The organism is Paenarthrobacter sp. PPS72 (assembly GCF_048537125.1).
GTDB classification, from domain to species: Bacteria; Actinomycetota; Actinomycetes; order Actinomycetales; family Micrococcaceae; genus Arthrobacter; species Arthrobacter nitroguajacolicus_E.
In genome coordinates, this window is sequence record NZ_JBLYIE010000056.1 from 45,141 (window position 1) to 68,238 (window position 23,098).

Genomic DNA, 23,098 nt, shown 5'->3' on the forward strand with positions numbered 1-23,098 from the left:
ACTCAAACGGATGTTTCCCATGGACGAATTTCGGTCATAGCGTTTTTCGTAGATCGGTCTGTCGTTCCAAAACATAAGGTGGTGAGCCAACACATGACAAAAGCCACGCTTGCCCAGTCAGAGGCGTCCAAGAACCCGGTCTCCATGGGCCACTTCGGTAGGGAGCTGGGCCCCGGCCGGAACTACGCCGTAGTTGTGGTGGACTTCCAAAACGGATTCACTGATCCTGCCAGCCCTCTCGGCGCAGACCTGTCAGCCGAGTTGGCTGAGACCCGACGACTGCTCAACGTTGCCCGGATGGCCGGCAGACCCATCATCTTCACCGCCGTCGCCTACGAGCCAGACGGGTCAGACGTTGGCCTGTGGGGTTTGAAAGCGCCCAAGATAGCAACGCTGGTCCTCGGCAGCCAAGACGCCGCACTCGACGAACGACTGGGCCGCCGTGATGACGAACCCCTGATGATCAAGAAGGGCGCTTCTGCCTGCTTCGGCACCAACCTCGTGTCCCTGCTCACCCAGGAAGGAATCGACAGCGTTGTCCTCGTCGGGACCTCGACGAGCGGATGCGTCAGGGCCACCGCCGTGGATCTCTTCCAGTACGGGCTACGCGTATTCATCCCCGCCCAGGCAGTCGGAGACCGTGATCCCGAAACACACCGCTCATCACTGCAGGACATGAACCTCAAATACGCAGACGTAATCAGTGTTGACGTCGCAGCCAACTACCTCACCAGGCACTGACCGAAGCGATCCGGCGGACCTGAGCCAAGACAACTGGAGACCCGCATGCATATGAATACCCGCGTCCGCCCTGGCGACGCACTCGCCGACCAGCTCAATGACGGCCTCGTCTTCGCGCCCGGATGCTATGACTGCCTCTCAGCGGCCGTTCTCGAAGGTGAAGGAGCCCCCGCCATTTTCGTATCCGGAGCCGGAATTGCCGCCAGCTCAGCCGGGCTTCCCGACCTCGGTCTTACATCACTCACCGAACTTCTCACCTCGGCGGGCAACATCATTGCCCGCTCCGCCGTGCCCATCATTGTTGACGGCGACAACGGCTTTGGCAACGAACTCAACACTGCACGGACCGTGGAAGCCATCGGAAGACTTGGTGCCGCCGCAGTAATGATCGAAGACCAGGTATTCCCCAAACGGTGCGGCCACCTCGAGCAAAAAGCCATCGTCTCCCGCGATGAGTACGAGCGCAAACTCAGGGTCGCGTTAGACATCTGCGATGAATTCGGGATGCTCCTCATAGCCCGCACCGACTCCCTCGCCGTAGAGGGCATAGAGGAGTCAGCGGCCCGCGTCGAATTGGCCCACGACCTCGGAGCCCATATCACCTTCGTCGACGCGCCGAGAGACCAGTCGGACGTCGAAAGGATCGGAGGCCTTCCCGGCATGAAGATGTACAACATCGCAACAGGCAGTTCCACACCGTCACTGCCGTTTCGGGACCTGCACGACATGGGATTCAACTTAGTCATAGAACCCTGTGTCTCTCTCTACCCCGCCATCGATGGAATCCGGCGAGCCTACCGATCCGTAGTCGACGCCGGAAGCGCAGCGCCCCTGAAGTCGTTCGGGATGAAGCCACGCGACATCTTCGAGTCGGTAGGCCTGAACAGCTGGCTCGAAATCGATGGGGCCGCATCGAGAAGTGCGCGCAGCGGGCGTTGAAGGCATCGACCAAGTCCTGCCCACCTTCCGGCATCAGGAGAGCCGCAGAATTGATTTCCGCCGCGTACCGGATGGCGGGCACATGACCCTGCACAACTACACCAGCTGGAGCCTGCTCATCGGGACCAGCGTCGAAATCCGCTACAAGGGCCGAACACTCCGAACCGGAATTGTGGAAGACGCCATGCCCGACTCGTCAACCCTTTGGATCGCGCAGCACGGCGTGCAGCCAAGGAAACTGTACGAGGCCTCCCTTGGCTATCAGGCATGGGTTGAACCTCAACAACTCTTAGGGCCGCTCAGCTACCGAGCGGCGTGCCCGGATGCTCTACACGGGCGAAGCTGATCACTGGCGTTGGGGCCAGCCTCCCCAATCGAGAGAGCACCAGAAATCGAGACACGAGAAGGTTAGACCCATGAAACCCACTATTGACTTGCCAATCGCATTCACGGCGACCGACCGCACCGGCATGGAACGCCAACTCGACGAAGCCGTGAGCGTCGCCAGGACACTGGCCATGCACGAAGGGCGTCTGGGAATTCTGGTCACAAGGCATGACTGTGATTCCTTTACGGTCGACCTGAGTGATGCCGTGCCCTTCGGGCTGACCCTCGAACATCAGGACTGGTGACCCAACCACGGCAGGGCTGATAGTCGGACGCCAACAACCTAGGTTGTCTTACGGCTATTGGTGACCCTTTCCGTAACCCCCCGCAAACTGACATCAAACCCTTCCGGGCAGCAGCTTGCCATATTCTCCATTATTGGTGTTTCAGAGTGTGTTCCGAGGTGTGTTTTAGCCCTTGATTCAATGGGCCTTTTCGTGGGATCATGAACTATGACTGCAGTGACAGGCGCCCGCGGCGGGCTGAAGGCGCACCAGGATTCCATCCGGCTGGCCGACGACGTGCTGGTCCGGGATCTGAGGGACCTGCTGGGTGCGAAACTGGTCGCGTACATCGGGTCAGTGAAGGAAACCCGGGCCGTCCGGCAGTGGGCCGACGGGGAGCGGAAACCCTCCGCCGACGTGATGCACCGGTTAAGGACCGCCTACCACGTGGCCGCCCTGCTGGCGGAGCGTGATTCCCGGGCCGTGGTGCAGGCCTGGTTCCAGGGCATGAACCCGCAGCTGGACGATGTCCCGCCGGCGCGCCTGCTCCGCGACGGCCAGCTGGACGACGCCGGCTCGCAGGTGCTGGCCGCGGCACGCGCGTTCGCGGCCGCAGGCTGATCGGTGGTTTTTGCACAACTGACCGCGGCCGAGGCCGCCGGTAAGGTCTGGCGTGTCGGCTTCCGCCCGGAACCGTGGGCATGGAGCGGCTGGGAATGGGCCACCGACGGACGGTTCCCGGGCCGGTGGGACGACCTCCACGGCAACTTCCGCACCATCTACGCCGGCTCCTCCCTCCTGGCGTGCCTTTTGGAGGTTCTGGCGCATTTCCGCAAGGATGCGCGGCTGAGCATGGAGCTGGACGAGATCGTTGAGGACGACGAGGATAAGGTCCTGCACCCCACCATCGCCCCGGGGCAGGTCCCCAGGGAGTGGCTTGAGGTGCGCGCTGCCGCGTCCGCAGAGCTGTCCGGGCGGTACTGTGCGGTGACCGCCTCGGGCAGCGTCGCAGCCCTGTACCCGCACTTCATCGGACTGGCCCTGAGCCTGGGTCTGGCTGACTTTGACGCCGCGGCCCTGAAGGACGCCCGGCCCCGGCACCTCACCCAGGCCGTCGCGGCCTGGCTCTACGAGATGACAGACTTCGACGGCGTCACTTTTACCTCGCGTCACGGTGACGATCTCCAGCTCTGGGCCATCTTCGAGCGCCCCGGTGATCCACCGATCACGCCGAACATCCATAATGTAGTCGGCGAAGAACCACTGCAGCACGACAGGCCGGAAATCAGCAACTCGTTTCGCCTCCTCGGGCTGCAGTGGGAGAACGACTAAGTCGTCTTTTTCAACGGTCTACCACTCCGAAGCGGGCGAAGTCCTCCGCGAAGAAACCCACGAAGAAGCCAAGGCAACCGAAGTAGACACAAGAGAGGAGGGGCCGCCAGACAGCAGCCCCTCCTCTAACATCTGCCAGAACTAGCGGGTAAGGCCGTTCTTGCCTCTCTCCGAGCCCACTGCTGCCCCCGTGCGCGATTTTCTGGCCTTGACGGCTCCCTTTCCCATGGTCACCGCTGCGCTGGGGTGTGTGCCCTCGCTGCGTGCGGCTGCGAGGCGTCCGCGTATCTGGGTCTCATTCGCGCCGGTGTTGGCCAGGGACTCAGCGAATTTCTCGTGGTGTTCGGCCGAGCCGTAGTCGGCCGCCGATGTGCTCTCCGTTTTGAGGCCCTGGTCTTTGAGCCGGCTGCTGTCGTTGCCGGTGACGCGGTTCTCGATCTCGCGGCCGAGTCCTTCCATGCGGGCAAAGAGTTCCTTCTCAGCGCGTTCGTACCGCTGTTCCACTGACGCCCGTTCGGAGCCTTGGAAGCCGCCCTCTGCCAGGAGTTTGGCTTCGTGCATGTCCTTGGCGGCTTTCACAAATTCGGGATCCTCGAAGTGCGAGGCGCCGGCCCCGTTGATGTTCGCGGTGGTTTCCTTCCGCAGCTGGTCAAGGTCGGGTCCGTGGATGCCGTCTTTGCCGATGAGGAACATGCGTTCCTTGATGTCGGCGTCGGCGACTGCAACGGCTTTGGGGGTCTTGGCGTTGTGAGCCCGTTGCAGTGCCTGGGCCAGCTCGGGGTTGGCCAGGTACTCCAGGGGCACCTCGTGGCGTTTCATCTCGGGGGCCAGTTTCGCGGCCTGGGCGCGGAGTTCTTCTGCGCGGGCTGCTGCGAGAAGCTGCATGGCTTTCTCGTGTTCCGCGGCGGCTCTGCGTGTCTCTTCTTGGCCGCGCGCCAGCTCATCCTGCCGGGCCTTTTCCGTGGTGATGGCCTGGATCCCTGATTCCAGGTAGGCGGCGTCCGGGCCGACGTCGTGGGTGTCGATGCCGTAGCGGGTGAGAACTTCCTGACGGATCTTCTCCGACGCTGCCAGCGCGGCCGGGTCCTGGTCCTTCCAGCCTTCGGCGACGGCGTGTGCCGTGGCGATGTCGCTCGGCTGCGCCTTGTCCCACCACTGGTCCTTGCCCACGGGTGTCAGCGCTGCGTGCGCGGCACTGCGTTCAGCAGCGAGGCGTGCCTGGGCTTGGTGCGCTGTCTGGGCGTCCTGGTGTTCCTGTTGCCGCTGGCTCTCCTGGCGTCGGCGTGCCAGTGTCTCGGCAATGCGTGAGGCGATCATCAGCGACTGCCGCAGACCGCCGTCCAGGACGTCATCCATTCCATCTGATTCACTCATGCTGTTCCCCTTGCAGTTTGGTGGTGGACTTTATCGGTCGAGGCCCGACCCGGAGTCGCGTCGGCTGGGCTGGGAGGTCTTTGCCGGTGTCGGCGTCGATGGCACGGCTGATCCCGGACGGATGGGCACCATGCCGCGCCGGGCGATATCGATCGCCCTCTGCGGCGCTGCAGCGTCGGGGGCCGGCTGCTGCTCGGCACCCACCAAAACCGTCTTGGGCATGGTCTCGGTGAACGGGGCCAACTGCTCCTCAACCACCGAACGAATGCGCTGAGCCTCACGGGTCCGACCGGACTGGGCGTGCATTTCATAAACTGCAAAGGCCGTGTTGATCAGCTGCACCATCAGTGCCGTCTGCGCGGCCGTCTTGTTCTTGCTCGACGCGGCCATGAACAACATGGCAGTACCGGCAATCGACGGGAGAGCGACAGGTTTGCTGTGCTGCCTTGGTGCGCGCAACTGGGCGGTGCGGGACAGTTCAGCAGCGGTGGCCGCCAGCGGCCCGGGGGTCGGTTCGAGCCGGTACGACCATGCCGCGAACGCTCCTGATACTTCCCGGGCGGCCTTCGCCCAGGTTGCGTGATCATCACGTGGAACGGTGCGCAACTGGTCCGCCAGGGCGGTCGCGTTGCGCGTGTACTCCACCCATGCCTCTGCCGGCGGCGTTGCATTCTCCGGTCCGGTCTTTGAGACCGTGCGCTTGTTGCGTGCCGCTGCGTTCCACTCCGCTGCAGCTTCCGTGGCGAGGTGCGGGGTGTCGATCCATTCCTCCCGGAGGGCTCCGAGCTTCAGGTCAGAGGCGAGGGTCCCGCCGCCGAACCAGATAGGCCGCTCACCCTGGGGGGGTCGTTCAGCTACGGAGTACCCAACAACGACGTCGGTGGTGTTCTTGGCGTAGCGCGGCCGAACCAGCAGGCCGGTGTCGCGGGCCCGGCGTACGAACTCAGCTTCGGTCGCTGAGGCACTGGCGCTGGCCCGTACTTTCCGTGCCAGTGATGACCGGTGCATTTCGCGGTCGTCCCTGACGGCGGTGGCCTTCTCGGCCCGGTCGTATCCGCGGGTGGCGTGCACCGTGGAGAGCTGTTCCAGACCGTACTTGACCTCAAGCTCGCGGCAGGTCTGCTGTGCACGCTTGTAGTCACCATGGGTCGATGCTTTGGTGCCGTCCTCGCGAACCAGCGAGACAGCCAGGTGAATGTGATGGTTACCGTTCTCGGACGTGCCGTGGTTCACCGCGGCCCACCGGCACCGGGCCTTGCCGCTGGCCTCGGTGAAGCCCATGGAGTCCACGAAGTCGTTCGCGATATCGCCCCACTGCTGATCCGTCAGTGCACCCTCTTCGGCGCGCAGACTCAGCGAGCAGTGCCACACGCTGGCGTCCTTGTACCCGACGTGCACGCGCTCCTTCTTCGCCGCGTCCCACTGCATGTCTTTGATCTGAACCGAGACACCGAACATCTTGCGCGGCCGGTCCAAATGCTTGGCGATCGCCAGGGCATCGTCCCGGTCCAGAACACCGTCGTCGTACCACGCCATGATTGCAGCATCCCCTGCTACCAGGTGAGGATCCTGGTGGGCGTTCTTCGTCTTGTTGGCATCGGTCGATGCCAGGTAAACCATGAGCCCGCCCATACGCGAACCGCGAGTGATGTTCGGAATCATCCCTGCATCAGCCCGTCAATGGCGTCGTCGATTCGCATGGCCACGGAACGTATGTGCTTCAACGCTTCGCGCGCCTCAGCGGGTAACTCGCTCGTGGCGTTCGCCTGCCGTGCGAGCTGGTTGATGTTGTTCGAGGAACGGGCCAGAAGGTTGTGCAGGGACATCAGCTCCGCAGCAATGGCGCGGCGTTCCGTAGGTGAATCGGAGTGCTCCGACAGAGCTGACGAAATCAGCAGGTTCGGAACAGTGACCTTCTCGCGCTCAGCCCTGGCGACGAGTGCGGCTTCTTCCTCCACGGTGACCCACACGTCACGGCGCTTCTTGGTCCCTGCGGGTTTGTTCTCACGGCGCCGCCGGGAGAGTCGGGAACGGACGCCATTCTCTTCAGTCACTCGTTCCCCCAATCCTTCGAAAGGCCCAGCGCAGCGACCCCGGAACCGGGGACCACACTGACCAGTGTGCCGCACTCGACCGCCAGTGTCGAGCGCGACAAGCCACTTACACCCGTGTAAGTGTATAGCTTGCTCCGTAAGGTTGACTTTTCGGGTTTTTGGAGCCGCTGTGCACAGTCCTGAAAACCCGAAAAGTCAACGCGGTGGAAAACCCGTAGAGTCGGGGCATGGACATCAACGACATCGCCGCCAAGGCGGCCGCAAAAATTGACGCCGCCCGGGACACCAAAGTCAACGCTGTGAAGACCGCCGCTGCCAGCAGTGTTGAACTCGCAGAAGCAGCCCAGCTACTTTCAGCCGCCGAACAGAAATATGCCAAGGACTACCAGACAGCCCTCCGCGCCGACTGGACCGAATCCGACCTGCGTGGCTTTGGCCTCGACGCTCCTACGAAGAAGTCCGGCGGGCGGCCGCGCGGCCGGAAAGCCGTCCAGGAAGCTGTTCCGGTGGCAGGCGGTTCGGAGCAGTAACCCCTCGCCCACACGTGCACGGCAAAAGCTACTTCCTTCGGGCTTTTCCCGTGCACCTGTGGACGACTGGACCCACCTGACCGCCTGCGCCCAACCACCACGTCACCAACGCGCCCACGTCGCCACGGGGTGGGCGGTGGCTGGGCACAGGCTCAGTACGGTGCGGGGTCGGGAACGGGATGGTTCCCCATGGTCCAAGCCTGTCGCCGCCGACGCAGCACCCGAACGGGGTCGGGTTCTTTTCAGCAGGGACCACACATCGGACAAGCGGCGCGCGGGACCCACAGGCTCGGAACCGGGGACGCTGAAAACCTTCGAAGACTCATGGGGGCAACCGTCGAAGTACTGCCCGCTATTACCACCGTCGCCAAGCGCAGGGCACGCCAGAAACGACAACTATTGTGAGGTGAACGTTTGTGGGTCTGCAAGTCTTTTTCCGGAGACGTAAGCCGGCGGCCAGGGATGCTGTCTCCACTGTCGTTGTAGCAGGTGAGCCGGAGCCCCAGGAGCCGCTGACGCCTCAGCAGATGGCAGAGTTGCAGGACGCTTGGGACGAGCTTGCCGAAGCAGCCAAAGCATCTGAAGTTACGGGCGTTGTCGTTTTCAGAAGTCGCCTGCACCACTTCATGCGGAAGTATGGCCTCGGTGCACAGGACTGTTGACATCCGTTTGTCAGAAGTCATCTGCACTGCCGGCATCTGGTTCCGGCTGCTGCGTACCCTCCTGGACGAACTCACCACAGCCCAGGGACGATATGGCCGGCAACTGGACGACATGCGTCGTGTCTGGGAACACTGCGGTCACCCGTTCCGGGCAGGGCTGTATTCGTGGCAACCGTTCGAAACCCTCCATTGGACCGCCCAGCAGCAGCTGCTCGAAGCAGCAGCAGTCGCGATGGAACTGATCGAAGCCGGCTCACTGACTGCTTTGGGTACCTCCGCCCACCTACTCCTGCCCGAACCCGCCTCCAATGTCGGCGACGGAACCCGGCCCGCCGCACCGACAGCAACGGCCGGTGATCAAAAGGAACCGACTCTGGATGAGCTGTGGGACCGGGTAGTCGCAGCATTTGACGCCGCCGTAGAAGCTGCAAGAGAAGACCAGGAGACCGCCAAAAAACTCTACGACTTCGCGCTATATGGACTCGGCAATCGAGGGTCGGGCAACGGAATCCGCGAAGCATTCACCGAGCTCAAGATCCCCCTCGATTTTCTTTCACATAAAGATAATGGCGAACCCTTTGCATGACTTAGTATAAGTAACGGGTTAAGTGACAGTTTTCAGGATCGTCCAGATTTCGGATCTGGGTGTCACTTAAACGAACGTATAAATAACAGAGGAGCAGTCCCGTGCTGGTTGGATACATGCGGGTCTCAAAAGCCGATGGCTCACAGACCACGGACCTGCAGCGGGATGCACTCCTGGCCGTCGGCATCGACGCGGATTCCCTCTACGAAGACAGGGCCTCAGGAAAGAAGGATGATAGACCCGAGTTGGCAGCGTGTCTCAAGGCACTGCGCGACGGCGACACTCTGGTCGTATGGAAGCTCGACCGGCTGGGCCGGGACCTCCGCCACCTGGTCAACATCGTCCACGACCTGACCGAGCGCGGCATCGGGCTCAAAGTCCTCACAGGCCAAGGCGCAGCCATCGACACCACCACCGCCTCCGGAAAGCTCGTCTTCGGGATCTTCGCCGCACTGGCCGAATTCGAACGCGAACTCATCTCCGAACGCACTCTCGCCGGACTAGCCTCGGCACGGGCACGTGGCCGCAATGGCGGACGTCCCTACAAAATGTCCCCCGCGAAACTCCGGCTCGCCATGGCATCCATGGGGCAGCCCGGAACTAAAGTCAGCGACCTCTGCACCGAACTCGGCGTCACCCGCCAGACCCTGTACCGGCACGTCTCACCATCCGGAGAATTACGGCCCGATGGGTTGAAGCTGCTCACGAAAGGCAAGAATCCATGACTTCCCAATCCCGGCCGGCCGCGGTCATTGGGCAGCTGCACCATATCGAGCTGTTGGTACTCAGCATGCGCCGCGCCAAGGCGTAGTGGGGCAGGTGGCGAGCTCGGATTCACCCCGTTCCGCAGTCGTCCACAGGCCGCAGCTGGCGCCTTAACGCCACTTATCGCCATCGAAGGTTCCCCCGATATGCCACGATTCTGATGCATTAAGTGGAGGGAGCATCATCCTTTCGGCCAGGAAAAGACCATTCCTTTGGAGTCCCAAACGGCCGATGTGCCCCTCCTGGGTTGGGGAAAGAATTAGGTATGTCAAGGGAAGGCTCGGAGGTGCGGGCCAACCTCTCAACACTTCTGAAACACCGGGAAGCTTGCGATGAAGCGGATAGCGTTAGTTAACAGCAGATGGCATGGTCCGTCCACAGAGCGTCCGCTGCCTGCACTACCAGACTCGGAATTGAAAGAAGAGGTCTGTCGATCCTGCGGCTCCTCCCTCGACATCCTGGACTGCCCCTTCTGCTGGGGATCCGAGCCAGAACATTGCCGGCCCCTGCGCTCCCCGGAGCCTGAGTATCCGTTGAGGGCAGCGTAACCGCGAGCCCTTACATGGGGTCATCGTGCAGCGTCGTTGACGGCGGAAGCAACCTGATCACAGCCGCTGCCGTTTGAGATAGTTGTGCAACGTTGGGATATTGCACCCGTCATCAGGGACCACGGATCGTCCCTTGAAGGATGGGCGTCCCACAAACCAAGGAACTTGAATATCCTGGTCGGAGCTGCAGCTCTCCGGTGTGACTGCCAGGCAGAGATGTTGGCTACGGCTGCAGCGTGCGGGCGTCTCCTGCTGCGGAGCTCCCTGTGTATACGGGTGGTGCGATGGCACGCTACCGCCAGAGAGGTTGCTCCTTTGTCAGCCCGTAAGGGACCTCCGGGCTGACAAAAACTTTGTAGGACGCATACCCGTGTTGTGTCATCATGATGCCGTGGCGGCCCTCGCGGATTGCGTACGCGCGGACGGTGTCCACTGCGGAGGTTAGCTCGCTCTGCAAGCTATCCGGGTCGTCTACGGTGACTTCCAGAATCGGACCGGGGTGCTGGGTGATCATCTGGCTTCCTAGTCTTGAATGGCAGCTTGTGGCCGGGTTTGCATCACGGCCGGTGGGAATCCAGGACGGAGCGCTTTAGGTGCCACATAGGGCACGGACGTCACGACCCTCACGTATGGTTTCGAACCGGTTCCAGGCCGCTGAGGAGCACCGAAATTCCGAAGTCGAAGGAATCCGGCTCCTGATTTTGAGTTAGTCCTGTTGCCATTGTGGGGGTGAGATTTTCTGTGCCCGACCTGTCCATGCGTCGTGCCCCTTCCTCAGCCAGTACCGATCCGAGGATAAACCTGTCCAAGGTAGTGATGATGAGTTGGATCTTTGTCCCATCAAAACCTGCCGCGGCGAGGTTTTCAGCCCAATATTGGCGGATCCGGCCAGCTGCTGGGTCAACGAGCGGAGACGCCGCCAACACAGCCACGAGCCTTGAATGACGTGCGCAGGCCCCGTGGTACTGCCGGGCCCCGTGTTCAATCGCACGCCAAGCCGGAAGTGGTGCAGGCAGAAGAAAGTCTTTGAAGATCCGTTCTCTCATCAGCTCGATGATGTGGCGTCGTCCAGTCACATGGTTGTAGAGCGCAGATTGCCGGACCTGTAGATTGTGGGCCACCTTTTGCATGGTGAAGTCTCCCTGCAGGGCCATGATTTCTGAGGCAGCATCAATGATGCCTTCGACGGAAAGCAGCGGCGTGACTGGGCGTCCCACTGGGTGCCCTCCTTCTACAGATGCGTTTCTCGTGTCTGCAAGCAGACTTGACACGACTGCCGACGCCGTTTCGGGGCGGCGCCAACCATGTCTAGGGGACGGCCGCTCCCGAGCCGGTTTGCGGGTGGTGGATCTGCCGCAAGCCTGGCCCGGAAGCGGACTGCCGTGGTGGCCCACGGCTATGCCGATAACATTGGTTGATGGTCCTCTCGGCCGCCTGACTCGGCTGCCGTGGCAACTACGGACATTTTTGGGTGCCCTCCATCATTGCGGGACGGACTCTTCCAAACGGGAATGCGTGATGGCCGTTGCCGCGCGCCGTCCCATCCGGATGGCCCCGTCGACGTGCTGGTAGCCAAGTCCTGCGAGATCGCTGGATGCGAACTGGATGGGACCAACTGGTTGGCGTTGGTCGGGACCGAAACGGGTCAGTCCCCCGAGGTCGAAGCTTGCCGCGTAGGCGCCTCTGGTCCATTCTTCGCTTGCCCAGTCGCTCTCGTAGTAGACCTCTGGGGCCAGGGCCTCCGGGCCGTAGTAGCCTGCAAGCGACTCGAGGATGCGCTGTTTGCGCTCGTCGGCCGAGAGCATGAGGACGCCGTCGGCGTTTTCGTCGGAGACGAACCCCACGAGGGTGCCGCGGCTGTCTTCGTAGTTGGTGTTGTCGTATGCCTCGTGTACCAGCTGGTAGGGGCTGAAGGCGGTACCGGATAGTCCGTTCTCCCGCCAGAACGGGCGGTCGTACACGGCGTGGACCTTGATGACCAGGCCCAGGGAGAGGTGCTGGTGGAGCTGGTGCTGGCGACGGGGCAGCGGCGGTTCGAACGACACCCGGCTTATGAGGTTTGGCGGGACGGCCATGATGGCGTGTTTGGCTTGAACGGTGAGGCCTTCGGCGACGGCCGTGACGCCGTTGTCGTTCCATTTCAGCGTGTGGACCGGCTTTCCGAGATGGATGTCGGAGCCCAGCCGCTCAGCGAGCAGGAGGGGAACCTGCTGCAATCCGCCGATGACGCGCTTGTCCAGAATAAAATCCGCGTCAACCAGGTGGCTGAAGCTCCCAGCGCTGGCTGCCATCAGAAGCGCCTGAAGGGCAGAGAAGGCGTGGGCTGGCTTGGTCAGCATGGCGCCCGCGATGAACATACCAATGTTGTCCCGCGCTTCTTTGTTGTCTGTTTGGCTGCGCAGCCATCCGTCAAAGGAAATCCGGTCGAGTTCCCGCGCCCGGAGGTGGTTCCATGGCTCATCTGCGTCGATCTCGGCCGTGAGGGCGTCGAGCCGCTCGATGAGCACTTCCATGACCGAAGCCGTGTCCGGATCCACGGGAAACATCGGTCCTGCAAACCGCGTGAGATCTCCTTGTTCGCTCCGGTAGATGCTTTCGCCGGCCTGGTACCGTGAAAATGTCTCCAGACCGAGTTCGGCGATTGTCTCCATCAGGGCGTCCTGGTCGGGGGAAACCCATTGCCCGCCTATTTCCAGCACCGCCCCGTCGATGACACCGGTCCAGATCCTGCCGCCCACACGGTCTCGGGCTTCGAGAACGGCGACACTCAGTCCCGCGTTCCTCAATTCGTGAGCGGCGGTCAGGCCGGCAGCTCCCGCCCCGATAATGACGACGTCCTTTTCAATGTGTTCCATGTGATACCTCAAATCTGTAGGTCCAGCGCTGTGCGGAATGACTCCGTTGTAGATGCCTGGCAATATGTCCGCTGGGGTCCGGCGGGGCAGGGCAGAGAGCCTCGCGCCGCGGCCTCTGGTCCGCCGATATGAATGGCGCAAGGGGGCAGTTCCACCGGATTGTTGGTCTAACTGCGTTCGGTGCGCGGACGGAGAGGATGATTCGGCCGGTGAACCGGGTCTATTGGAACCCGGCACACCGGCGGCTTGTTGTGCTCTGGGGCTAACCGACGATGGCCGGGTCCAATTCTTCTTCGGCTGTGTCAAGGGACTCGGAAGAATCGATCGATGGCGGGGGGGAGAGCTTGTGGGCACCGTAGTAGAGGGCGCCGGCCAGGACCATGGTGATGAAGGGCGTAAGTTGCGAGACAACAGGAAAAGCCGTCTGCTCCGTAAGGATGATTCCAACGGTTGACGCCAGCAGCCAGGCGAGGGCGCCAAGGCTTACGGGTTTCAGACTGGCCGGGCGGATGTCCGGGACACGGTCCGTCTTCTTCCAGTTCAGGCCGATGTAGACCAGTGCGATGGCAACCCATGCCGTGACGAAGACTCCCTGCCAGGCCAGCGCTTTCAGCAGGTAGCTCAGGACGTCGGTGAGCATGAGCAGGAAGGTCAGGGCTCCGGTGACAATCACCCACACGTAGCGGGGCAGATTCAGGCGGAAGGCCCGGCTGGCGAAAGCGGAGAGATTCTCCGATGCCACGAAGTAGTTGGCAGTGTTGATGCGCGTCTGGGATACGAGGATGACCAGCAACCCGGCAAATCCCAGGGAGGAAATGAATGCCTGGACGACTCCGGTTTCGGATGCTTCAAGCCCCCATGCGCTCATGATGTAGATGCCGATGAGTCCGTTCAGGGCGAACGCGAAGGCGTAGAAGACCCAGCCAAAGGCGACGGTTCCGAGGAACTTTTCGTCTTTTTCCCGGCCGAGGCGTGCGTAGTCAAAGGTGTACATCATGAGGACGTAGACACCCATGTAGATCAGGTAGGAGGTCAGCCAGCCTGGCAGCGTGGACGCGGCAGCAGCGTGCCCGATCCAATCGCTCGGTACGCCTTTGAGGAGCGTTGCGGCTACGACGACAGCGATGAGGCCGGCGACATAGAACGGCAGCAGAAAGCCGTTGAGGCGGTCGAGCCAGTTCTGCACGCTGCCCACGGCCAGGGGGATCGCATAGATGACAACAATGCCATACCAGAGGACCATGCTGCCGCCGAAGAATTCGTGGAACGCGACGGCGATGATCGATCCTTCGAATACTGCGTAGTAGATGGCCGTGGCCGCGAGAATGAGGGAGGCGAGGGCGGAGCCGACCAGACCAAAAAGGGTCCGGGAGAACAGGCTCACGGTCAGTCCGGTCCGTGCCGCGTAGCGGGATAGGACGAGATTGATGGCGCCGTAGGTTGCGATGCTCAGCACCATGCCGATCACCGTGTTGAGGACACCGACTGCTCCTGCTGAAGCGACTGCGATGTAGAGCCAGAACATTGCGGAGAACAGTGCCCACCACGCCATTGTGACGGACCACTTGCCGACGCGCTTCGAAGCGGGCAAGACGTAATTTGAGTACGACAAAGTTTCACCTCTTAGGTGTGATCAAACTGACGGAACCGGCGGCGGAGACCGCCGGTTTTTTGCCTTGTTGACCCCTAGGCCAGCTGCAGACGGCCGAGGGTTCGGCCCGTGCCCTGGGCGTTTCGCTCAGGGTTACCGCAGCAACGGGGTCATTTGTCCGGGAGCATTTCGCGCCGACAGATCCATGTCTGCGCTAATGGGCGTTCCGCCAAGGCATACCGCCACCGGTTGTTGCCTCCAGCGCGACGGCAGCGGATTTTGGCCGCCGGGAGTCTGGATTGGCCGAGTAGGTACCACTGGAGATCACGAACAGGGACGGAACTCCTGGGGTTTCGAGGGATTTGATCGCGCCATGTTTGGGCTAACCTGGCCCGCCGCTGATGGAGGACCGTCCCTCGGAATCAGTGAAACACGGTCCGGTCGCATTGAGCGGAGTCGGCCGAAAAGATCATCCTTTCGGCCACGAAGAGATCATTCTTTTGGGTTTCCGAACGGCTGATGTGTCCCTCCTCACGCGGGGAAACAATTGAACATGCACCCGTTTGGACGACGTTCGCCGGGAACAGCCGGTCTGGCCCTTCCACGCCAGGCGTCGTCTACACATTCCCCAGGGATCAACGAAGCGACCGCGGGAGCGGGAGCCGCAAGAACAAAGAACAGAGGACATTGTGGCCTACAGAATTTCAGTTGACACCGGTGGTACGTTCACGGACGTTGTTATCACCGACCATGACGGAACCATCCACATCGGAAAGGCGCTGACGACGTACCTGCGTGCCTTCGATGGAATTGCCCAGGCCATCGAGCAGGTGGCGACCGAGCTTGGTGTCAGCACCTCAGCCCTTCTCGCGGACGCGTCGCACTTTGCCTATGGGACGACCCGGTCCACGAATGCCATCGTCGAACACAAGACTGCGCGTACTGCTTTTCTGACAACGGCAGGATTCCCGGACACCCTGTTGTTGCGCGAGGGCGGGAAGCTCGGTGGAGCGTTCTCCCAGCGCGAATTCAGCGCCCCCTACGTTCCCCGCTATCTGACTTTCGAGATCGATGAGCGTATCGACAGCAGCGGCGAAGTGTTCAGCCCCCTGGACGAGGCAAGCGTTTTGCGTGCCATCGACCAGTGTCGGATCCACAGTGTCGACGCGGTCGGGGTGAGCCTGCTGTGGTCCACCGTCAACGGTGAGAACGAGCTGCGTGTCGGGGAACTTCTGGACGAACACCTGCCGGGTATCCCCTACACCCTGAGCCACCAGCTGAACCCGGTACTGCGCGAGTACCGTCGCTCGTCTTCCACTGTGATCGACGCCTCGTTGAAGCCCCTGATGCAGAGCTTCCTCGGGGAACTCTCCGATGACCTCCGTGCCCACGGCTTTGCCGGGAAACTCCTGATATCCACAAGCTTTGGCGGTTCGTGGCCCGTCGACAAGATGATCGAGCGGCCGATCTACAGCGTCGGTTCCGGACCCTCGATGGCTCCGCTTACCGCCCTTCAGGCCGGCATCAATACGCTCAAGGACGCGGAACCGAACCTGTTGGTCTGCGACACCGGCGGAACCACCTTCGACGCCGGTCTGATCAGCAACGGCAACATCCACTACAGCGCGGACACCTGGCTAGGCCAGAAATGGACCGGTCACATCACTGGAACGAAGTCCGTCGACGTCCGCTCCATCGGCGCCGGCGGCGGTTCGATCATCAGCGTCGACGGCGGCGGACTCGTCCGCGTCGGTCCCGAGAGCGCCGGCGCTGACCCAGGGCCGGCGTGCTACGGCCGCGGAGGTACGCTCCCGACCATCACGGACGCAGCTTTGGTGCTGGGGTACTTTGACCCGCACGGTTTCATTGGAGGCAAGCTGCGGCTTGACGTTCCGGCGGCCCGCGAGGCACTGCGACCCGTGGCCGAGCGGCTCGGCGTCTCCATCGAGCAGGCTGCACGGGGCGCGCTGATCCTCGCAAGCCAGAACATCGTCTCCGCGGTCCGGGAAATGACGGTCTCGCAGGGCATCGACCCCCGGGAACTGTCCATCGTCGCAGGCGGCGGCGCGAGCGGAGTCAACATCATCCAGATCGCCCGCGAACTCGGCGTCCAGCAGGTCGTCCTGCCCATGACCGCCGGCGCGCTCTCGGCAGCAGGTGCGCTGAACGCGGACATCATCTCGGACTTCACCGTGAGTTCCTTCGCTTCGTCGCGGGACTTTGACATCGAATCCGTGAACCGTGCACTCGCGGCCGTTGAAGCGCAGGCCGATGCATTCATCGAAGACATCGCTTCCCTCGAACCGGTTACAGTGCGTAAATCGCTTAGCGTCGATGCCCGTTACCCGGGCCAGGTGTGGGAACTTGAAACACCCCTTCCCGGACTCCGGATCGAGAGCCATAACGACGTCCAGGCTTTGAATCAGGAGTTCCACCGGCAGCACCTGCGCGTCTTCGCCGTAAACGACCCCGCCGAGCAGATCGAATGCCTTGTCTGGAAGATGCGGGTCACCGCAGTGCTGGACAAACCATCCGTACCGGTCAAGAAGGGCGACGGCCGCCCTGCCGAACCGGTTCGGCACCGAACCGTGCTTTTCGCCGCCGCCGATGTGCCGGAGACGCCCGTGTACCAAGGCGAATCACTTGAAGCGGGCACAACGGTGTTCGGTCCCGCCATCATCTTCCTGGCCACCACGACGCTCGTCGTAGACCCGGGTGCCACCGTATTCGTCGCGACGAGCGGCGATTTCATCATCGATGCAGGAACCAACGACCAGGCCGCAGAGCTTGTCGCCGCCGAGGAGGCACACGCATGAAAACCGACCCCATTCTGATGGCCGTCATCTCCAACCGGTTCGACAGCATCGTGCGGGAAATGGAGAACACTCTGCTTCGCACAGGCCGCAGCGGGGTGCTGAACATGGCGCGGGACTTCTCTTGCGCCATCACAACCGGCGAGAACGAACTGCTCTCATCCGCAGAAGGCCTCCCGTGCCACATCTTCGGTGCGCACCTGATGACGGGCGCCATGACCGAGCTGCACGCTGATCTGGCGGACGGTGACGCGTTCCTGCACAACGACCCGTATCGCGGAAACTCTCACGCGGCCGACCACACGATCCTTGTGCCCGTGTTCTTCGAGGGCGAGCACATGTTCACGACCCTCGCCAAGGCCCATCAGGCCGACGCCGGCAACTCGGAGCCTTCAACCTACATGCCGTTCGCCAAGGACGTCTACCAGGAAGGGGCGATCGTCTTCCCGTGTGTCAGGGTCCAGAAGGACCGCCAGGATGTTGCCGACATTATCCGGATGTGCCGTTCGCGCATCCGTATCCCCGACCAGTGGTACGGCGACTACCTCGCCATGGTCGGGGCGGCGAGAGTCGCCGAAGCCAGGCTCAAGGAACTGTGCGAACGTTACGGGAAGGACATCGTCAAGCAGTTCATCAAAGACTGGATGGACTACTCGGAAGAGAAGATGGCGCAGGCCATTGCCAAGCTGCCCGCAGGGACGACCCTTGGCATAGGGAAGCACGATCCGATCGAAGGCATTCTTCCGGACGGCGTCGAGATCCGTGTAAAGATCACGGTCGACCCTGCCGGAGGGCGCGTCAAGCTGGACCTGACGGACAATATCGACTGTGTCCCGGCAGGCATCAACGAGTCTGAGGCCTGCACCGTAAGCAACGTGATGACAGGCGTGTTCAACTCGCTGGAATCCGGGATTCCTGCCAACTCCGGGTCCTTCCGCCGCATTGAGCTGCTGCTGCGCGACAACTGCATCGTCGGTCGCCCCCAGTTCCCGCACTCGACGTCGGTGGCGACCACCAACATCGGTGACCGCCTTACCGTCACCACGCAGAAAGCAATCGCCGACGCGTGGGACGGATTTGGGGCAGCAGAGGGAGCAACCGGCCTTGGCCCGGGTTTCTCCGTGGTCTCCGGCACCGACCGTCGACAGAACGACGCGGCTTTCGTCAACCAGGTCTTTCTGGGATCCCAGGGCGGACCGGCAAACCCCGACTTTGATGGTTGGGTCACCTATGGCCTCGCAGTCGCTGCCGGACTCATGTTCCGCGACAGCGTGGAGCTGTCGGAACTGAAGTATCCCTTCCGTGTGGGTGAACTGCGTATCCGCCAAGACTCCGAAGGCGCCGGGCGCAGGCGCGGGGCCCCCGGTGCCACGGTGCATTTCGGCCCGAAATGGGACCCCATGGAGGTCGCCTACGTAACTGACTGTGTCTCGTTCCCTCCGCGCGGTACACAAGGTGGCCTCCCAGCTGCTCGGAACATCCCGTTCAAACTGGACCGCGATGGCAAGGAAACCGAGATCCGGCCTCTGGGTACCATTACACTCCAGCCCGGCGAGGAAATCGGACAGCACTCCACCGGCGGTGGCGGCTACGGTCCGGCTTTCGAGCGCGAAACTGAACGCGTCAGGCAGGACGTTTTGTCCGGATTCGTCTCCTTCGAGCGGGCCCGGGAAGTGTACGGCGTGGCCTTCACCAATGAGCAGGCGACAGCTGAACTGCAGATCGATGCCGCTGAAACGTCCCGCCTGCGCGCACGCCACGCGTCGGCCTAACCAGGAAGCATAGGTGTCACGGGTGTCTGAACTGAACACCACAGGGTCAGGCACCCGTGGCATGCCCGTTAGCTGTGAAAGAATGTGGCCGTGAGCTCAAAAGAAGCCTCTGATCGGCTGAAAAGGGCCGCCTTCGATGCGGTGCCGCTCGCAACTGCCATCTTCCGCAAGGAGCGCGCCGACAGGCTGGTGTTTCTCGACGGGAACAGCGAGTTTGATGTACTGCTCCAGGAAAGTTCTAAAACGGACCAAGGCGCCGCGATCAGGCCAGGGGCAGCCCTTAGCAAACTGGTGGCCGCCTCTCTCTCCACGACGTCCGAGCCTCACACCGTTTCCGTCCAGCTAGGTGAACATCAGGGAGCCTTCCGGTTGAGGGGCAGGCCCTTCAGCGTGCCAGATGACCCGGCTGAATACGTGGTTGTCCAGCTCAGGGCGCTCACAGAGCAGGAGTCCACAGAGCATGATCTGCATTCGACGATCCGGCAGCTCAAGGACCTTCTGGACAACTCGACGGCCCTGATGTACACCAAGGACCTCAGCGGGCGGTACGTCATCGTCAACGACTATTTCGCCAGGCGCTTTGGCACGAGCGCGGAATCAATCATCGGCCTCACCGATCACGATCTCTTCGCCGGACCGATCGCCGATGTCTACCGCGATAACGACAACATGGTGATCAGAACCTGCGATTCCATTGAAGTCGAAGAACCGCTCGCGATAATAGGCGACCGGACCGACCCTGACGAGGACAGCCGCTGGCTCTCCATCAAGTTCCCCCTAATCGACGATGCGGGCCGCCCCTACGCGCTCGGTGCGATCTCCACCGACATCACCGACCGCAAACGCGCCGAGAGAGCGGCCCGCGACGCCATGCACGAGGCAGAACGCGCCAACCGATCGAAGAGTGAGTTCCTGTCCAGGATGAGCCACGAATTGCGCACACCGCTGAATGCCATCCTCGGCTTCGCCCAGCTGCTTCAGGACCTCCCGCTCAGCCCCAGGGCAGCCGAAAGCGCCGGCCACATCCTTGATGCCGGCAACCATCTGCTCTCCCTCGTCAACGACGTGCTTGACATCACCTGGATTGAAGCAGGAGCCCCCGGCATTGCCACGACCCCCGTGCGAGCCATCGAATCCATCCACCAGGCCCTCGAGCTCATGCGCCCGCTCGCGGCGGCCCAGGATATTGAAATCGCGAGCGACCTGCACGGTGCCCTGCACCGCTACATTCTGGCCGACACCCAACGGCTCCGGCAGGTTTTCCTGAACCTGCTCGGAAACGCCGTTAAGTTCAACAGGGCGCAGGGTGCGGTCCGCGTCTGGTGCGAACTCGCAGAGGGATCCCTTCGCTTCCTCATCACGGACACAGGCCCCGGCATGTCCGAAGACGACGTTCAACGGCTGTTCACGCCCTTCGTCCGGCTGGCCCAGGCCGCTGAGGTCGAAGGGTCGGGTCTGGGGCTGGCGCTTTCCAGGAAGCTGGTCGAGGAAATGGGCGGTGTCCTGGGCATCGAACACACGGCCCCGGGAGAAGGATCGACCTTCTTCGTTGAGATGCCGCTCGGGCCCGAACCGGAGGAAGAAGTCCCAGTACCGGAATCCGGGATCGGAACGGTCGTCATCCCCGGCGGGGCAGAGGCGACCATCCTGCATATCGAGGACACCTACGCCAATATCCGCTTGGTCGAGAACATCATTGCCGGGATGGGCGACCTCAACCTCGTCTCCGCGACCAGCGGCAGATCCGGAATCGCCCTCGCCCGCGAGATTTCCCCCCAGCTCATCCTGTTGGATGTGAACCTGGCTGACATGTCAGGCATTGAGGTCGTGAAGCAGCTGCAGCAGGACGAACGCACACGACGAATCCCCGTCATTGTCCTCTCGGCCGATGCAACGCCTGCCCGCATCGCAGAGCTGCGCGGCATCGGAATCCTGGACTACCTCACCAAGCCCTTTGAAATCCACCACTTCGCACGAACCATCCGCAGCGCTTTGGCGCTGCCATGAAGATCCTCACCGTCTTCATCGCCGACGACCACCCCGTGTACCGGGAAGGGCTGGCCCGAAACTGGGAGGCAGTACCGCAGATCAATGTCGTGGGATCCGCAGGAGACGGCAGAAGCGCACTGGCGGCCATCCGGAAGTTGAATCCCGACGTGGCAGTCATGGACCTGAAACTGCCCGAACTCGACGGCATGCAGGTCCTGGAACTGCTGTTCGCCGAAGGCTCGCCGACCCACATACTCGTGCTGACCGCCTACATGGACAGCACGACCGTCTACCGGGCCTTCGCCCACGGCGCACGAGGATTCCTCGAGAAAGCCGCATCCTTTGACGAGATCACCGACGCCGTCCTTCAGGTCGGCGCGGGCGGAACCGTCATCGCCGCCTTCGCCCAGGACCTTCTCGCCCGGGAACTCCGCACCCGCAAGGACACCCCGGAGAAGCCGGTTCTTTCCTCCCGGGAAGTCGAGATTCTCCGACTCGCAGCTGACGGGCACTCGGGCCAAAAAATCGCCAGCGAACTCCACATCTCCCTGGCGACCGTCAAGACCCACCTCCAGCACATCTACGACAAACTCGATGTCTCCGACCGTGCCTCCGCCGTCGCGCAAGCCATCCGCCGCGGCTTCCTGCGCTAACAATCACCGACCGCCATGCGCACGAAGCATCGTGAACTGCAAGTGGGCGTACTTGCATCCCACTTCAATGGACCTGGAACGGCGTCCACCGAGTTGGACCTGTGGACGTCCGTCGTAGCCAGTGCAGTCGACTTCTGACATTTCGTGCAGTTGTCTTCTGAAAATGACATTGTTGCCGCTGGGCTCAGGTTAGCAAGCGTGCACGAAACTCAATACAGGGCCGCGTTGTTCATTTTCCGGTTTCGTGCACGGTTGCGTGCAAAGGGCGCTGTCCGGGTTCCGCGAATTAGCGCGGAGTCGGGAAGCTTGCGTCGTCCGGCTTGACCCGTGCACGCAAACGACCGATTCCGTGCAAAGGCTGCCGGATCGAGCCATCCCTGAAACTAAGTCGGGCCCTTGGCTTGGATGTAGCATTTGTTCTTCTTAGACATCAGAGGGCTTCGCCTCCGGGGCGACCCGTTGCAACAAGGCGTTGTGCACCTTCTCCAGTGTGCTGCTACGTGCCTCGGCACTGGCGAGCTTCTTCTCCGCCTCCGCTGCCGCGCCGGCAGCAGCGCGTTCTGCTGCACGGGTGTCTTCCAGCTCAGTGCCCAGGGCGGCCAGCCGTTGCTCCAAAGCCTCCGCCGTGGACTGCAGAGCGGTGATGCGGGCCTGATGTTCGGCGGCCGCGGATTCCTTCTCCGCGGCTGCCTTGTCCAGGTCCGCCACCAGCTCGGCGATTTCCAGGTCTTTGTCCTTGCGTTCCTGCGCCCAGGCCGTCTCGACGGCGGCGTGCCGCTCGGAAGCCAGCGTAGAGGCGTCAGCCCAGCAGGCCGCGGCGAGCCGCGTGGCCTGTTCGAGCAGGGCCGGCGGCGTCGCTGCCACCTGTCCCCCGGCGGCGAGCTTCTCCTCTGACCATTCCTTCAGGTAGCGGGTAGCGTCCGCGTTGCTGACGCCGGCGGTAGCCCGGACCGTGGAGACGGTCGGGCGGCGCTCAGCGCTGATCTGCTCGGCGGCGGCAAAGACGCGGTCTTTCACACTCGTCGTCATGGCGGTTTCTCCCAAAAAAGTAGTAGGAGTAGTAACGATACTACTCCTACTACTACTTTTCAATGCTTTAGAATGGCGGCTCGGAGTCCGGGCCGCCGGCGCCGCTGGTCTGTGGTGTGGCCCAGGGGTCTTCCTGCGGCGCCGCTTGGCCTGTCGGCCCAGTGTTGCCCTGGTTGCCGAACCCACCAGCTCCTTGTCCCCCCTGGGCGGTGCTGCGCTGGGTGCGGTTGATTTTCGCTGTCTCGAATCCCGTG

At 62.3% G+C, this 23,098-nt stretch carries 22 protein-coding genes and 1 pseudogene; 14 read left to right on the plus strand and 9 right to left on the minus strand.

The features are described from left to right. The first annotated feature begins 93 nt into the window (after positions 1–93). The 6 genes from ACLRGI_RS19840 (at position 94) to ACLRGI_RS19865 (ending at position 3,623) form a co-directional block, all read left to right on the plus strand. A complete protein-coding gene (locus ACLRGI_RS19840) occupies positions 94–741 on the plus strand; it encodes an isochorismatase family protein (protein WP_253030998.1) in 648 nt (215 codons plus the stop codon). A gap of 45 nt (positions 742–786) precedes the next feature. Then, positions 787–1,680 carry an isocitrate lyase/PEP mutase family protein gene (locus ACLRGI_RS19845; RefSeq protein WP_253030999.1) on the plus strand — a complete coding sequence of 298 codons (894 nt, stop codon included), beginning with the start codon at positions 787–789 and terminating at the stop codon, positions 1,678–1,680. Then, entirely contained in the window at positions 1,661–2,026 is a 366-nt protein-coding gene (locus ACLRGI_RS19850; protein WP_419203185.1) for a hypothetical protein, read from the plus strand. The genes ACLRGI_RS19845 and ACLRGI_RS19850 overlap by 20 nt, the downstream gene beginning before the upstream one ends. 70 nt (positions 2,027–2,096) lie before the next feature. Further along, complete coding sequence (locus ACLRGI_RS19855) at positions 2,097–2,312, plus strand: hypothetical protein (RefSeq protein ID WP_253031001.1); 216 nt, start codon at positions 2,097–2,099, stop codon at positions 2,310–2,312. Between the two features lie 207 nt (positions 2,313–2,519). Then, positions 2,520–2,912, plus strand: a complete 393-nt coding sequence (locus ACLRGI_RS19860) for a hypothetical protein (protein WP_253031002.1) — start codon at positions 2,520–2,522, stop codon at positions 2,910–2,912. Positions 2,913–2,915: 3 nt separating this feature from the next. Beyond that, entirely contained in the window at positions 2,916–3,623 is a 708-nt protein-coding gene (locus ACLRGI_RS19865; protein WP_253031003.1) for an RES domain-containing protein, read from the plus strand. A 141-nt stretch (positions 3,624–3,764) separates the two neighbouring features. Here ACLRGI_RS19865 and ACLRGI_RS19870 read toward each other — a convergent pair whose 3' ends face one another. Genes ACLRGI_RS19870 through mobC form a run of 3 tightly spaced genes read right to left on the minus strand, consistent with a single transcriptional unit; the run spans position 3,765 to position 7,051 of the window. Next, a complete protein-coding gene (locus tag ACLRGI_RS19870) occupies positions 3,765–4,997 on the minus strand; it encodes a hypothetical protein (protein WP_253031004.1) in 1,233 nt (410 codons plus the stop codon). Positions 4,998–5,027: 30 nt separating this feature from the next. Further along, positions 5,028–6,659 (minus strand): relaxase/mobilization nuclease domain-containing protein, encoded by a 1,632-nt coding sequence (locus ACLRGI_RS19875; RefSeq protein ID WP_349469146.1) that lies wholly within the window; start codon positions 6,657–6,659, stop codon positions 5,028–5,030. Further along, positions 6,656–7,051 (minus strand): plasmid mobilization relaxosome protein MobC, encoded by a 396-nt coding sequence (gene mobC / locus ACLRGI_RS19880; protein ID WP_253031005.1) that lies wholly within the window; start codon positions 7,049–7,051, stop codon positions 6,656–6,658. The genes ACLRGI_RS19875 and mobC overlap by 4 nt, the downstream gene beginning before the upstream one ends. A gap of 227 nt (positions 7,052–7,278) precedes the next feature. Between mobC and ACLRGI_RS19885 the strand changes: the two genes are divergently transcribed. The 3 genes from ACLRGI_RS19885 (at position 7,279) to ACLRGI_RS19895 (ending at position 9,554) form a co-directional block, all read left to right on the plus strand. After that, a complete protein-coding gene (locus ACLRGI_RS19885) occupies positions 7,279–7,581 on the plus strand; it encodes a hypothetical protein (protein ID WP_253031006.1) in 303 nt (100 codons plus the stop codon). A gap of 645 nt (positions 7,582–8,226) precedes the next feature. Then, entirely contained in the window at positions 8,227–8,829 is a 603-nt protein-coding gene (locus ACLRGI_RS19890) for a hypothetical protein (RefSeq protein ID WP_349469147.1), read from the plus strand. Positions 8,830–8,930: 101 nt separating this feature from the next. Beyond that, positions 8,931–9,554 carry a recombinase family protein gene (locus ACLRGI_RS19895; RefSeq protein ID WP_253031008.1) on the plus strand — a complete coding sequence of 208 codons (624 nt, stop codon included), beginning with the start codon at positions 8,931–8,933 and terminating at the stop codon, positions 9,552–9,554. Positions 9,555–10,434: 880 nt separating this feature from the next. Here the strand turns inward: ACLRGI_RS19895 and ACLRGI_RS19900 are convergent. The 4 genes from ACLRGI_RS19900 to ACLRGI_RS19915 all read right to left on the minus strand — a co-directional run bounded on the left by ACLRGI_RS19900 (position 10,435) and on the right by ACLRGI_RS19915 (position 14,588). After that, positions 10,435–10,656, minus strand: a complete 222-nt coding sequence (locus ACLRGI_RS19900) for a hypothetical protein (RefSeq protein WP_253031009.1) — start codon at positions 10,654–10,656, stop codon at positions 10,435–10,437. Between the two features lie 109 nt (positions 10,657–10,765). Further along, positions 10,766–11,359 carry a TetR/AcrR family transcriptional regulator C-terminal domain-containing protein gene (locus ACLRGI_RS19905; RefSeq protein ID WP_253031010.1) on the minus strand — a complete coding sequence of 198 codons (594 nt, stop codon included), beginning with the start codon at positions 11,357–11,359 and terminating at the stop codon, positions 10,766–10,768. Between the two features lie 264 nt (positions 11,360–11,623). After that, positions 11,624–12,997: a flavin monoamine oxidase family protein gene (locus tag ACLRGI_RS19910; RefSeq protein WP_253031028.1), complete on the minus strand. Its 1,374-nt coding sequence runs from the start codon at positions 12,995–12,997 to the stop codon at positions 11,624–11,626. A gap of 262 nt (positions 12,998–13,259) precedes the next feature. Beyond that, a complete protein-coding gene (locus tag ACLRGI_RS19915) occupies positions 13,260–14,588 on the minus strand; it encodes a purine-cytosine permease family protein (RefSeq protein ID WP_349469148.1) in 1,329 nt (442 codons plus the stop codon). A 689-nt stretch (positions 14,589–15,277) separates the two neighbouring features. Here ACLRGI_RS19915 and ACLRGI_RS19920 point away from each other — a divergent pair. The 5 genes from ACLRGI_RS19920 (at position 15,278) to ACLRGI_RS19940 (ending at position 21,953) form a co-directional block, all read left to right on the plus strand. Beyond that, complete coding sequence (locus ACLRGI_RS19920; protein ID WP_253031011.1) at positions 15,278–17,404, plus strand: hydantoinase/oxoprolinase family protein; 2,127 nt, start codon at positions 15,278–15,280, stop codon at positions 17,402–17,404. Continuing rightward, positions 17,401–19,173: a hydantoinase B/oxoprolinase family protein gene (locus ACLRGI_RS19925; protein ID WP_253031012.1), complete on the plus strand. Its 1,773-nt coding sequence runs from the start codon at positions 17,401–17,403 to the stop codon at positions 19,171–19,173. The genes ACLRGI_RS19920 and ACLRGI_RS19925 overlap by 4 nt, the downstream gene beginning before the upstream one ends. Positions 19,174–19,263: 90 nt before the next feature. Then, on the plus strand, positions 19,264–21,180 hold the full coding sequence (locus ACLRGI_RS19930) for a hybrid sensor histidine kinase/response regulator (protein ID WP_349469149.1): 1,917 nt from the start codon (positions 19,264–19,266) through the stop codon (positions 21,178–21,180). After that, positions 21,177–21,815, plus strand: coding sequence for a response regulator (locus ACLRGI_RS19935; protein ID WP_253031015.1), 639 nt, complete (start codon positions 21,177–21,179; stop codon positions 21,813–21,815). Before ACLRGI_RS19930 ends, ACLRGI_RS19935 begins: the two co-directional genes overlap by 4 nt. A 15-nt stretch (positions 21,816–21,830) precedes the next feature. Further along, a complete protein-coding gene (locus ACLRGI_RS19940) occupies positions 21,831–21,953 on the plus strand; it encodes a hypothetical protein (protein ID WP_349469151.1) in 123 nt (40 codons plus the stop codon). 285 nt (positions 21,954–22,238) lie between these two features. Here ACLRGI_RS19940 and ACLRGI_RS19945 read toward each other — a convergent pair whose 3' ends face one another. Both ACLRGI_RS19945 and ACLRGI_RS19950 read right to left on the minus strand, forming a co-directional pair. After that, entirely contained in the window at positions 22,239–22,844 is a 606-nt protein-coding gene (locus tag ACLRGI_RS19945) for a DNA-binding protein (protein WP_253031016.1), read from the minus strand. Positions 22,845–22,911: 67 nt separating this feature from the next. After that, positions 22,912–23,098: pseudogene (locus ACLRGI_RS19950) on the minus strand (single-stranded DNA-binding protein); the annotation flags it as partial.